This window comes from Bifidobacterium sp. ESL0822 (assembly GCF_052606675.1).
The window spans coordinates 1,022,645-1,035,999 of the sequence record NZ_CP199596.1 but is presented as its reverse complement, the minus strand read 5'-3'; the positions used below and the strand labels follow the sequence as shown (position 1 = coordinate 1,035,999).

The following is a 13,355-nucleotide window of genomic DNA, read 5'->3' as shown; positions in this document are numbered from 1 at the left end:
CCCCTTTCCCCAAACAGGTGGCTCGATGATGAAAATCCCCAAGTCGCTTCACGAGACGTGTGCCGGGGACCATCCCGACAGCTGTATTGCAGTCTATCATGCGCGGACGGGCAAGAGTGAAAGCAACACCCGGGTGAATGCAACACCCGGTTGAATAAAGAAGGGTGGCTCCGCTGTGTTGGGGGATTGCGGGGCCACCCTGTAGGGCCAGGATCGTCATAATTTGGGGATAGACGTAATCCGGGCCTGCTTACTCGTGCGAAGTCTACTGATTCAGGCTTCCGGCCTTTCTCAGGTGTCGCGCTGCCATGGTTGCCATGATGATGAGCAGACCAACGGTGAGGGGCAGGAATATGCCGGTGCCGCCGGCCCGAGGCAGGACGCTGATGGAGGTGTACAGGTAGGTGTTGCTGGTGTCAGGGAGTTGCGTAACCCCGTTCAGCGTCCAGTTGATGGTTACCGTAACCGGCCCTGGTGTGTAAGGCGGCGTAGTCACATTCCAAGTGCCGTCATTGTTGGCTGTCGGATAAATTCCGCTCGTGTTGCCGAACTGAACGAGTTTGGGAATGCCGACTCCAGGGAAAATGATCTTGCCTGGAGTCGGATCATGGTCACCGCTGATGTCGCGTCCCAGCATACCTTGGTCGTTCTTTCCCCAGCTGTAGGTGTTGCCGTCCGATCCTATGGCTGAAGAGTGATTGCCTCCTGCCTGAGGCTGGATGAGGGTGATGCCGGCTGGAGCGTCCACTTTGGTGGGCAGATAGTCGGATTTGCCGCTGGTGGTGCGTCCAAGTTGTCCGCAATCGTTGTATCCCCAACTGTAGAGGTTGCCGTCCGATCCTGTGGCGAGGGCAAAGTAACTTCCCGCCACAAACCGGGTGAAATGAACACCTGACGGCATGACGACCCTGGAAGGGGTCGCAGAAATCAGTTCCGTGTTTCCCAACTGATCTTTGTTGTTGCCTCCCCAACTGTAGAGATTATTGTCGGAGCCGAGAGCCAGCGAGAAGTTCAGGCCCGTGCTGGCTTGTGTAAATGTGACGCCGGTTGGGGCCTTTACTTTGTAGGGCAGAGGGTCATATAGGTCAGTTGTCGTACTACGTTGGCGGCCCAGTTGGAACGAATTGTTGTATCCCCAGCTGTAGAGGTTGCCGTCCGAGCCCAGGGCGAGGACATGCTTGCTGAATGGACCTGTGAAAACCTGGGTGAATGTGATGCCTTCGGGTGCAGCGACTCTAAGAGGGTCTCTGCTCTTTAATTCTGACCTGCCTTGCCCTAGTGCGCCTTCCCTATCGTCTCCCCAGGCGTAGAGGTTGCCATCGGAGCCTAATGCCAAGGCGAAGCTATCGCCCGCGTAGGCTCGAGTGTAGTGGATTCCCGCAGGCGGTGCCACTTTGTCTGGGGGATTGCGATTGTTGGTGAAGGTGTTGCGTCCCAGCTGTTCACAATCGTTGCTTCCCCAGGTATATACATAGCCGTCTGAGCCAAGGGCCAAGGCGAACTTTTGTCCTGCAGCGGCCTGGGTATAGCGGACTCCGGCGGGAGTTTCCACCACGACAGGCTTATCTGAGGGGGTGTGTCCAAGTTGGTAATTATAATTTGTTCCCCAACTGTAAAGGTTGCCGTCTGAACCGAGAGCCAGGGAAAAATCCTGTCCCGCTTGGATCCAAGAGAAGCGGATTCCACGTGGGCCTTGCGGCGGGGTGAGTTTGACGCTCTGGCCGCCGGTTTGCGGTCCTTCCTTCTTGTCGATGTTCCAGTGCGAGACGGGACTGAAGTGGGCGACCAAGGTGATGTCGCCGGTGACGGGCTGATTGAAGTCGTAGGCTATATTGGAGTCGCCCTTGGAGTCTTTGAGGAACCAGCCGTCGAACAGATAGCCGTCCTTGGCCGGATCCTTGTCGGGGCGGAAGGCCTGATCGTCATCCATGACCCGCTGGGCATCTGGTGTTGGTGTACCGCCTGCGCTGTCGAAAGTGACTGTGTACGTGGAACCATCATACTTGTAGGGCAGGTGTGCATCGGGCTGATGGCCGTTCCTGATCCATGCGACTGTTAAGTCCACCCGGCCCTTTTCGTGCGCTGGGGTGCGGAAACTCAAGGTGCCGTTCTGGTTCTTGGTCAAGTCGGTAATCGGGGTTCCATCCAGCTTGGCGCTGATGAATTTGAATGCTTGTGGGAAGTCGGCCTTGTTTGGTGTGGTAACTGGCACACTGCTGGTGTTCCCGGCACCCAGCTGGCCGCTGCTGTCGTCTCCCCAGTCGTAGAGGTAGCCGTCCGAGCACATAGCCAGGATGTGCCTGTAACCCGCACTGAATTGAGTATAGGTGATGTCGTCGGGCATGTTCGCTTTGTCCGGCTGGTTTGTGGTTTCACCACCCGTATCTCGTCCCAGCTGGCCGCTGCTGTTGTCTCCCCAGCTGTAGATGTTGCCGTCGGAACCAGTCGCCAGAGAGTAGTCGTATCCCGCGCCGACCTGCCTTGTTCTGATGCCGTCAGGCAGGGCTACCTTGCTGGGCTGGCTGGTGCTGCCATACCCCCAGTTGTATGCATTGCCATCTGAATCAACAGCCAGTGTGTGGCGGTATCCTGCGCTGACCTGGGTGAAGCTCAAACCGTCCGCAGTATTCATCTTGTATGGCTGATTGGCCGGTTCGCTGGCGGTGGGTGTGCGTCCCAGCTGGCCGTAGCTGTTGTCTCCCCAGCTGTAGACGCTGCCGTCGGATGCGAGTGCAAGGGAGGCATTGCCGCCTGCGGTCACCTGGGTGAACTTTACGCCTTTTGGAAGCGGTATTGGGTTCGGATACGCGTGCCCATAAATCGACGAGTCACCATGGAGTTCGTCGGTTTCGCGTCCCAACTGGCCGTTGCTGTTGTCTCCCCAGCTGTACAAAGTTCCGTCCGAGCATGCGGCCAGCACATAGTTTGATCCTGCACTGACCTGAACAAAACTTTTGGAGGAATTTACAGATGGGACCACCTGATTTGGCACGGGACTTGATGAGTGGATGGGTCCAAGTCCTGACTGGCCTTTTTCATTGCTTCCCCAGCTGTATAGATGGTTACTGATATCGATGGCCACAACAAATTCGTCTCCTGCGCTGACCTGGATGAAGCGGGTGCCACCTGGAACGTCAACTCGTCCAGGCCGATCGGCAGGTTCGCTGGCGCTTGGTATGCGTCCCAACTGCCCCTCGCTGTTGTTGCCCCAGCTGTATAGCACTCCGACCGAGTCGATGGCTATCGAAAAGTCTTTTCCTGCGCTGAACTGGCTGAAGCGAATATCCCCTATGGCCGGCGGGGTCAGGGTGGCTGTCGTGTTGCCGGTGACAGGACCATGGCTGGGGCTAAGACTCCAGGAATTGAGACCCTTGACCCAGCGGGCTGTCAGCGTGAGGTTTTCGGTGACGGGCTGGGTAAAGTCATAAGCGACATCCCCAATGAACCAGCCGACAAAGGAATAGCCTTTGCAGTAGGGGTCTGGGGGACGTACCACCCTGCTTCCACGGCTGAGCGTTGACTTTTGTGTTGACGAACCTATTGTGCTGTCAAAAGTTACTGTGTATGTTGTGGCCAAGCGTGGCTGGACCGAGTTTCCGTTGCTTTCGTTTGCCTTGTCAGCATTATTGGAATCACTGTCAGATGGGGTGGCCGTAGGAGCAGGGGAGGAGTCGGAAGAGGGAGTCGGCTTGGTGGGATTCTGGGGTGCGGTAGTAGCCGACGGCGATTCCGATGTGTCTGGGGCAGTGGAAGGCGTTGATGGGGTTGTTGAGGTGTTTGGGGTTGCTGTAGGCGAAGAAGGTGTCGCGGGTTTTGTTGACGGGCTCTGCGAGATTATGGTGCTGGAGGAAGTGCCGGGGTTTTGCTTATCTACCCGAGCGGTCGGTCGACCCCCCCCCCCCCGGTGCCTTCCAGAGCAGTCTGCGCGCTCGCGCTGGCTGCACTGGAATCGTCCGTGACTGGCTCGGCAGTGGCAGCAAGGCCAGTCAGAAGGCTGGTAGGCAGGATAATCGCGAGCAGAAGGCCAGCAACAGTGGATGACCGAATCTGCTTTTTCCGACAATGACGCATGATGGGTGCGATCCCCTTCCTCAAAATCAACGGCCCGTTAATAAAAATCCCAAGAAAACGAGCTGCATGCCGGGAACGGTCCCGGCTTCTATCTCATCATGCTACCACGCTCTACACACATTGACTGCGGGACTGGAATTCGGCGGGATTGCCGGTGCCAGCTGCTGCCTTGTGGGTGTCTACATTGCGTTGTTTTTGCTGCTGGGCTTGATGCGACAGGGGAATGAGGTGAAGAGGGGGTGGGTGGCTCCGCTGTGTTGGGGGACTGCGGGGCCACCCTGTTTGGCCGGGCCATCTTGGGGTATGGTCCGGCTGCTTACTCGTGTGAAGTCTTCAGGCTTGCAGTCTGCGGGTCTCCTGCCGGTGGCGTCCGGCGGCTGCGGCACCAGCTGCTGCGAGCAGTCCTGCGGCCAGCAGGATTATGGTCCCGCCGCTGCCGGCGTTGGGCAGCATGCCTTCGTAGGTGTAGGTCAGATGTGTCTGGGGCTGGCTGGTTCCGCCCAGGGTCCAATCCACGATTACATCAGCCTGCCCTGGATTGTGGGCGGGCGTGGCCAGGGAAACAGAGCCGTCAGAGTTCTGTTGCAGGGTGTCTACGGCCGTCTGGTCAAATCTGACACCGGTGATCATCAGCACCGGGTTGAATGCCACCAGAGTCGGCGTGCGGCTCTGCGTCATGCTTTGTTCGGATCCAAGCTGGCTGTAGCGGTTGTCGCCCCAGGCGTAGGCCTTGCCGTCCTGGCCGATCGCTACGGAATGGCTCCATCCCGCGCTGATCCGCACGGACGCGAATCCGGTGTCGGCGCTGCTCTGACCTTTCGGAGGTGAGACGGGCCGAGGTGTGGTCCGTTTGCTGGTGGTGCCGTCGCCCAGCTGGCCGTTGGCATTGTTGCCCCATCCCCAGGCTGTGCCATCCTGGCTAATGGCCAAGGAATTCCATGTGCTTGCGCTGACCTGCTGGGCTTTGACATTGGGCACCTGCTTGGGCAACGACTGATAGTCGGTACTGAAGCCGAGCTGGCCGTTGTTGTCCATTCCCCATGCCCAGACCGTGCCGTCCTGGCCTATGGCCAAGGCGTGCCACGCGCCTGCGCTGATCCTGGTGGCGTGCAGTCCTTTGCTGGTGTCCGTGGGATCGAGCACCAGCGTGGGGATGGAGGAGTAAGCGGTCCAAGTGCTGTGGGTTGATGACCCGTTGCCGAACTGCCCCCAGTTGTTGTATCCCCATGCGTATATGTCGCCATCCGCGTTCAAGGCCATGATGAAGCTCCAGTTGGCGCTGACTTGGACTGCATGCAAAACCTGGTCGTTGCTACTCGGGTCGGCGACCACAGTGGGCTTCGGTTTGGCATCGGAGTTTACGGTGTTGACATTGTCGCCCAGGGTCGTAGTTTCGCTTCCCCAGCTGTAGACCTTGCCCGCAGTATCGATGGCGACCGAGTCGCAGGCTCCGGCGCTGACCTGGGTGGCCTGGAATGGTTGGCCCGTGCTGGGATTGATGACGGCTACCGGCTTGGCGTGGATGTTTGTGTCCGTGCTGCCGTTGCCTAGCTGGCCGAAATCGTTATGCCCCCAGCTGTAGAGGATGCCGTCGGAGCCGATGGCTAGGGCGTGCGCGCCCCCTGCCGAAATCTGCGTGTAGGTGAAGTCTTTCTTCACGCCCTCCGGCTTGAAAATCTCGATTGGTTTGTCCTGCTGTTTATTGTCGCCGGTGCCCAGTTGTCCGTACCTGTTGTTGCCCCAAGCGTAGGCGTTCCCGTCGCTGGCCACGCCTACTGAGAAGCCGCGCATCTCCCTGTTTTGGGAGCCGCCGGCGCTGATCTGGTTGAAGCGGATGCCCCGGCTGGTCTTGGGTGGCGTGATGGTTACCTGCTGGCCGCCCATCGAGCTGCCCTTGATCGGGTTGATCGACCATTTGCCGTTGTCGGCGGGGCTCCAGTGGGCGACCAGCGTGATGTCCGCGGTGACCGGCTGGCTGAAGTCATAGGCGACCTTGGAATCGCCATCGGCATCTTTGATGAACCAACCATCAAACAGGCAGCTGCCCGCCTTCGGATCGGGGTACGGGCGCATGGCCTGCTCTCCCTCAGTGACGGACTGGTTTTGGGGCATGTCGGAAGATGCCGGGCAGGAGTTGTCTTCGTTGCTGAAGGAGACGGTGTATTTTGGTCCGTCGTACCGATAGGTCAAATGCACATCCGGCTGTGACGCCCCATTTATGGTCCATTGAACAGTCACGTCCGCCTTCCCCTTTGCATGTGGCGGGGCAGTGGCGCTCCAGGTGTCCTCATTCGTGTTCTTCGACAGATCTGTAATGGTTGTTTCGTCGAACTTCATGCCAGTGAGGTTGGGTGTGCCGAGTGCCGACACCACTCCGCGCTCTTCGTCGTTGACGGCTCCGTGTCCGAGTTCACCGTAATAGTTGAAGCCCCAGGTATACAGGTTGCCGTCTGAGCCGAGCCCCATCGTGTAGCCATTGTTTATGCTGGCCTGCTTCCAGGTGAAGTCATCCTGATTGCTGTCAGGCTTGGACACAATTCCCGGGCCGTTTACTGGTGTAGCTTGCCCAAGCTCGCCGTCACCGTCGGTTCCCCAGCTGTAGAGGTTCCCGTCTGAGCCGACCCCTATGGAGTGGTAGTCAGTCGTCATGCAGTCAATGTAATTGACGTTGGCGGGTTTATAGACGGCTGCTGGACGGTTGGCGACTTTGAGGCTCAGATCGCGTCCCAGCATAATTTCTTGCTCATCCGATCCCCAGGTGTAAATGTTCCCATCTGAGCCAAGGGCCATGGAATTGTAATGGGCTGATCCTGTCTGGAGCCACGTGAAGTCGCTGGGAACACCTGCAGGTTTGTCGATTTTGCCGGGAATGGGATTGTTCGTCGCATCGGTAGTGTCGCGGCCCAGTTGATCGAAGTCGTTGTTTCCCCAGCTGTAGAGGTTGCCGTCTGAACCGATTGCCACTGTATCGTAGAACCCTCCGCTTGCCTCAATCCAAGTGAAATTGGATGAAGCGTTTGCAGGTTTGTCGACTTTGGTTGGTTCTTTGACTTCTTGAGTTCCCCCATCATGACCCAGTTGCCCATACTCGTTCCATCCCCAGCTGTAGAGATTTCCAAGGGAATCAAATGCCATAGCGTGGTTTGCTGCTGCCTTGATGCGGGTGAATTTGATGGTCTCCTGCTTGTCTACAGGCCTCGGCGTCCGATCACCGCCGAAGACATTGAAAACCCCGTCCCGCCCAAGCTGACGGAATTCGTTGGAACCCCAACTATAGAGAATGCCATCCGAACCGAGAGCCAGGGCAAAAGTGTCTCCTGCGCTGACCTGAACCCAGGTGAAGTCGGATGATACGTTTGCGGGTTTGTCAACTTTACCTGGTGTGGGATTTGGATCGTATAGGCTACTGCTGGCTATACGTCCCAGCTGGCCTTCCTGGTTGAATCCCCAGCTGTACAGGTTGCCGTCTGATCCCAAGGCCACGGCAAAATTATCTCCGGCGCTGAATTGACTGAACCGAATATTAGGTATGACGGGTGGGGTAAGAGTGACCTTGGTGTTGCCGCTCGCTGGTCCATGGACGGGATCAATGCTCCAGGTACTGGAGCCTTTTGTCCAGTGAGCTGTCAGGGTGATGTCGCTGGTGACCGGCTGACTGAAATCGTAGGCCACGGGCGTATCACCTATGTGCCATCCGACGAATATATAGCCGATTCTTGAGGGATTTGCAGGTCGGCTTACACGATTTCCATCCGTGATTTTTTGTTCTGTGCTGGTTTGCTGTTCAGGGTCGTTGAAGGTGACGGTATGTTGAGCGGATGAGCGTGGTTGTGATCGGCCGTTTACATGTTCATCGGCAGCGATTCTTTTATTAGGCTCTGGGATGGTGGGTGACGGCAGCTGCGTTGTGTTGAGCGGGGAGGATGTAGCTAGGGGTGATGGTGTAGATAGGGGTGTGGTTGGAGTTGGAAGCGTTGCCTTGCTGGAGGAAATGCCGGAATTTTGCTTAGCTACGCGAGGGGTCTGACGACCCCCCCCCGGTGCCTCCTGCTGTGGCAGGCGCACTCGCGCCGGACACAGCAGGCTCGCTGGTCTCAGTGCTGGCATCGGCGCTGGTGCCAGCAAGCAGGCCTAGAGGCAGGATGACAGCCAGCAGTGTGCTGATGGCCATAGCCGGTCCGATAGACGTGTGCTGATGCTGACGCATGATAAGCATGATCCCCTTCCCCAGGAACTGCGGCTACATGCCCGGAACTCCCCAGTCCGGATCCCCCGCCGCGCGCCGGGCACAATCCCGGCCTCATCTGCAACAACTTTATCACTCTGGTGGACATGCCTATTCAAAGCTTCATCGAGGTTCTGGCAAGTTCAGGGAGATTGATCTTGTACCGCCTGAGGAGTTTTGTTCTATCTGGTTCTTCTGTCTGGCTTATTGATTCTTCCGGCCGAGCGGAAGCAAAAGAGAAAATGGGTGGCTCCGTTGTGTTGGGGGAGCGCGGGGCCACCCTGTTTGGCCGGGCCACCTTGGGGTATGGTCTGGCTGCTTACTCGTGTGAAGTCTTCAGGCTTGCAGGCTGCGTGCCTCCCGCCGGTGGCGTCCGGCCGCGACGGCGCCGGCCGCGGCGAGCAGTCCAGCGGCAAGCAGGAGGATCATGGTGCCATTGCTACCGGCGTGGGGGAGCATGCCTTCGTAGGTGTAGGCCAGATGCGCCTGGGGCTGGACGATCCCGCCCAGGGTCCAGTCGACGATGACATCAGCCTGTCCTGGATTGTGGGCGGGGGTGGTCAGGGTGACGGATCTGTCAGAGTTCTGTTGCAGGGTGTCCACGCCCGTCTGGTCGAAGCTGACGCCGGTGATCAGCAGGACCGGGTTGAAGGCCACCAGAGCCGGAGAGCTGCTCTGTGTTGTGCTCCCGTTGCCGAGTTGGCTGTATGTGTTGTCGCCCCAGGCGTAGGCGTTGCCATCCTGACCGATGGCCAGGGAGTGGTTTCGTCCTGCGCTGGCGCGTGCTGCTGAGAGCCCGCTGCCGGCCTTGCCTTGGCCGGCGGGCGGTGATAGGCGCGTAGGTGTTAGCTGGTCGTTGGTGGTGTTGGTGCCGAGCTGGCCGTCGGTGTTCCATCCCCATGCCCAGGATGCGCCGTTCTGGTCGATGGCCAGAGAGTGATGCACGCCGGCGCTGATCCATGCTGCCTGCAATCCTTGGCTGGAGCCTGTGGGACTTGACACCTGCCTGGGGGAGGGCCGGCTGGTTGTCGTCCCGTCGCCGAGCTGCCCGTGGTCGTCGTATCCCCATGCCCAGGTAGCGCCGTCCTGGCTGATGGCCAGGGCGTGGTTGGCGCCTGCGCTGATCTGCGAGGCTTTGAAGGTCCTGCTGGTGTTCGCAGGGTCGGGCACGGGTGCCGGGTCGGCGGCGTATGTGGTGCTGTATTCTCCTGTGGCCGCTCCGTTGCCGAGCTGCCCGTAGTTGTCGTATCCCCAGGTGTAGAGGCTGCCGTCCGTGTCCTTGGCCATGATGAAGCTCCAGCCGAGGCTGACCTGGGCCGCGTGCAGTCCCAGGCCTGAGCCCCTGGGGTCCTTGGCCAGGGTCGGCGCCAGTTTGGACGTGCTGTATGCGGTGTAGTTGTTGTTTTCACTGCCCCAGGTGTAGACGCGCCCCTGCTGGTCGATGGCGGCCGAGTCGTAGGCGCCGGCGCTCACCTGGACGGCTTTGAAGGGCTGGCTTTTGTCAGATGGGTCAGGCATGGGCTGCGGCTTGGAATGGCTGGTGGTGGTGCCGTCGCCCAGTTGCCCGTGGTCGTTGGCCCCCCAGCTGTAGACGATGCCGTCGCTGCCGACAGCCAGCACGTGGTAGCCGCCTGCCGCGGCCTGCGTGTAGGTAAAGCCGGCGGCCACGCCGTCGGGCAGGGGAACCTTGACCGGCGCTTTCTGCGTGGTGCTGTTGGCGGTGCCCTGGCCAAGCTGGCCGTGCTGGTTGCTGCCCCAGGCGTAGGCGTTCCCGTCGCTGGCCACGCCCACGGAGAATCCGTGGAAGTCCCCGGCCTGGTAGCCGCCGGCGCTGACCTGGCTGAAGCGGATGCTTCGGCTTATCTTGGGCGGCGTGATGGTCACCTGCTGGCCGCCCATCGAGCTGCCCTTGACCGGGTTGATCGACCAACCGCCAGTGTTGGCAGGGCTCCAGTGCGCGACCAGCGTGATGTCCGCGGTGACCGGCTGGCTGAAGTCATAAGCCACATTGGAATTACCTTCGGCATCCTTGAGGAACCAGCCATCAAACAGACAACCGTCTGCTTTTGGATCTGGATAGGGGCGCTTGGCCTGACCGCCCTCTGTGACGGACTGGTCTCCTGGCATGTCCGAAGGCGTTGGACAGGCAGCGTCTGTGGATGTGAATCCGACGTTGTATTTGGGCCCGGTGTATGTGTAGGACAGATATGCGTCCGGCTGAGGTCCGTTCATGCTCCAAGTGATGGTGACATTCACCCATCCCTTGCTGTGCGGCGGAGTGGTGACGCTCCAGGTGCCGTCCGCGTTGGCAGCTAGCCCTGTGCCTGGTGTCCCGCCGAATTTGACGCTGGTGATTGCGGCATGGTTGGTCAGGGGAATCGTACCTGGCTGATAAGAATCCCGTTTCTTAGTGTCTCGTCCCAGTTGGCCATTGGAGTTGCGTCCCCAGCTGTAGAGGTTGCCGTCGGAGCCGATTGCCACAGCATGATCGCCGCCTCCGATAACCTGGGTGTAGTTGACGTTCTTCGCTGGCGGGTCGATTTTAGTTGGTTGGGGATCTGTCGCATTCCAATATGGCCTTGCTAGTTGTGCGTGGCTGTTGTTTCCCCACGTATATAGGATCCCTTTGTCGTCCAAGGCGAAGCCATTCCAGTCTCCCGCGCTGATCTGGATTATGTGTGTCTTTGTAGGTACGTTGACCTTGCCTCGCGGGTTGATCCTTGTGCTGCCGGTGTATCGTCCCAGCTGGCTGAAATTGTTGTATCCCCAGCTGTAGAGCACCCCATTCGAATCCAAGGCCAGGCAGTGCATGCCTTTGGCGATTACTTGTGTGTAGCGGACTCCGGCAGCAGGCGTATCCACTTTCCCTGGACTGCCGGTCGGTGTAGTGCTGGCGTCGCGGCCCAGCTGACCATGGCCATTGCCTCCCCAGCTGTATAAGTTTCCATCAGTGTCGAAAGCCATGCAGTAGTCATATCCAGAGGTGATCTGGGTGAAACGGATTCCTGTCGGGGTGTCCACTTTGCCTGGCCTGGTGCTCGGCGTGGTGATGGTCCCGCGTCCCAGTTCGCCGTCGCTGTTGTATCCCCAGCTGTAGATGCTGCCGTCCGAGGCTAATGCTTCTGAGTGGTACTTTCCTGCGCTGACCTGGGTGAAACGAACTCCTGCAGGGGCATCCACCTTTCCCGGAGTATCGGCTGGTGTGGTGCCGGTGCCACGCCCAAGCTGACCATAACTGCTGCTGCCCCAGCTGTACAGGTTCCCTTCTGAATCAAGGGCCAGGGAGTGATCGTAACCTGCGCTGACCTGGATGAAGCGAAGTCCGGCTGGCGTGTCCTCCCTGCTGGGTTGCCAGTTGTAGTCGGAGCCATACATTTCTCCCCAGTGGTAGATGCTGCCGTCTGATCCCACCGCCACGGAGTACTGGTATCCTGCACTGAACTGGCTGAAGCGGATGGTCCGGGCAGGAGGTGCAGTAAGGGTGATAAGAGTGTTGCCAGCTGTGGGGCCTTGAGCGGGTGATAGGTCCCAGACATCACCGTTTTTGGTCCAACGGGCTTCCAGAGTCATGTCGCCGGTGACGGGCTGGCTGAAGTCGTAGGCGGTCAATGTGCCGCTGATGAACCAGCCATCAAACGAATAGTCGGGTCGGGCTGGGTCGGCAGGCCTCTGCGCTTGGGCGCCTTCATCGACGGTCTGATCAGGTGTGGTGGTCCCGCCCTCTGTATCAGTGAACCTGATGGTGTGCTGAGTGGCTGAGCGGGTCTGGGGATTTTCGACGTTCGTGCTTGGCGCGGCGGATGCTGTAGGTTGAATTGGCTCCAGGGGCGACGATGTGTGTAAAGGCGATGGTGTGGCCAGTGGTGGCTGGGGCATCGAAGGTACGGTTGTCGGCGTTGCCTTACTGGGGGAAATGCCGGAATTTTGCTTAGCTACGCGAGGGGTCTGACGACCCCCCCCCCCCCGGTGCCTCCTGCTGTGGCCGGCGCGCTCGCGCCGGCCACAGCAGGCTCGCTGGCGGTGGTGCTGGCATCGGCGCTGGTGCCGGCGAGGAGGCCTAGAGGCAGGACGAAAGATAGCAGAAGACTGATGGCCGCGGCTGGTCTGATCGACATGTGCTGATGCTGACACCTATTAAGCATAATCCCCTTCCCCAAAGGCTGACCCACCGGCCCCTACCGGTTGAAATACCCTTGGAGGCTTCCATGACGTAGCGTATATCCCCATCCCTCTGTGCGAGGGTACAAGCAGGAAGCCTTGCGTCTTTCAACTATACTACGTGCCGATAAGGTTCTCTCAGGTGGAATGTCGGGGAAGTAATTCTGAGTAGAACATGAAGTTTATGAGTGCGTGTTATGGGTACGTGGCAGGGAACGATCCATTGGCCACTGATCAGGCGGGCCAACCGGCGATCAGGGCGTGCAGGCCCTTGCGGTAGCTGGTCTCCATGAGGGCGCTGATTCCGTCGTCCGTAGAAGCGAAGAGTGTTTTCAGATCATCGAATCCTTGGGTATCCTCGGCCAGTCTTTTGGCCAGATCCGTATTGGTCTGGCCGCCCGCACCGCCGACAGGGGGAGAGGCCTGGGCGATGGCACTGCCCAGGGTCAGTCCGGCCAGGCTGTTGAGCAGGTGGATGGTGTCGGAATCGACCTTGAGCCCATGGGTTGTCAGCTGCTTCAACCAGGTGCTGACCATGTGGAAGGACTGGTCGGTGTTGATGGGATGCGTGGCCATGAGCGGGAGCGCCCGGGGATGCGAAAGCAGCGTCCGGTGAACCTGAAGCATGACATCTTCAAGCGCTTGCCGCCATCCCATGTCCTGGGGTATGGAGTTCAGGTCGGTGGCTGACTGCCAGATGAGCTCGACGATTCCATCAAGCAGGGCGGCCTTGCTGGGTACATGGCGGTAGATGGCTGGTCCTGACACCCCCATTTGCTTGCCCAAGGCGCGGATGTTCAGGGCCTCCAGTCCGTGCTCGTCGACGAAATATAGGGCAGAGCGCAGAATGTAGTCTCGGTTGAGCGTCGTCTTGACGGGTGCCTTGGGTGGGTCAGCCATG

6 protein-coding genes and 1 pseudogene are annotated in these 13,355 nt (G+C 59.2%); all 7 read right to left on the bottom strand.

Annotation, left to right across the window (positions count from 1 at the left end; translation table 11 throughout):
• Positions 1-265: 265 nt before the first annotated feature.
• The 7 genes and pseudogenes from ACUIAF_RS04190 to ACUIAF_RS04160 all read right to left on the bottom strand — a co-directional run bounded on the left by ACUIAF_RS04190 (position 266) and on the right by ACUIAF_RS04160 (position 13,354).
• On the bottom strand, positions 266-3,577 hold the full coding sequence (locus tag ACUIAF_RS04190; RefSeq protein ID WP_445339112.1) for an RCC1 domain-containing protein: 3,312 nt from the start codon (positions 3,575-3,577) through the stop codon (positions 266-268).
• 827 nt (positions 3,578-4,404) lie between these two features.
• Entirely contained in the window at positions 4,405-7,743 is a 3,339-nt protein-coding gene (locus ACUIAF_RS04185) for an RCC1 domain-containing protein (protein ID WP_445339159.1), read from the bottom strand.
• Positions 7,744-7,749: 6 nt separating this feature from the next.
• Positions 7,750-8,136: pseudogene (locus tag ACUIAF_RS04180) on the bottom strand (InlB B-repeat-containing protein); the annotation flags it as partial.
• Positions 8,078-8,278 carry a hypothetical protein gene (locus ACUIAF_RS04175; RefSeq protein WP_445339111.1) on the bottom strand — a complete coding sequence of 67 codons (201 nt, stop codon included), beginning with the start codon at positions 8,276-8,278 and terminating at the stop codon, positions 8,078-8,080. The gene ACUIAF_RS04175 and the pseudogene ACUIAF_RS04180, both read right to left, overlap by 59 nt.
• Positions 8,279-8,632: 354 nt before the next feature.
• A complete protein-coding gene (locus ACUIAF_RS04170; RefSeq protein ID WP_445339110.1) occupies positions 8,633-12,172 on the bottom strand; it encodes an RCC1 domain-containing protein in 3,540 nt (1,179 codons plus the stop codon).
• Between the two features lie 56 nt (positions 12,173-12,228).
• Complete coding sequence (locus tag ACUIAF_RS04165) at positions 12,229-12,411, bottom strand: hypothetical protein (RefSeq protein ID WP_445339109.1); 183 nt, start codon at positions 12,409-12,411, stop codon at positions 12,229-12,231.
• A 277-nt stretch (positions 12,412-12,688) separates the two neighbouring features.
• Positions 12,689-13,354 carry a TetR/AcrR family transcriptional regulator gene (locus ACUIAF_RS04160; RefSeq protein ID WP_445339108.1) on the bottom strand — a complete coding sequence of 222 codons (666 nt, stop codon included), beginning with the start codon at positions 13,352-13,354 and terminating at the stop codon, positions 12,689-12,691.
• Position 13,355: the final 1 nt, after the last annotated feature.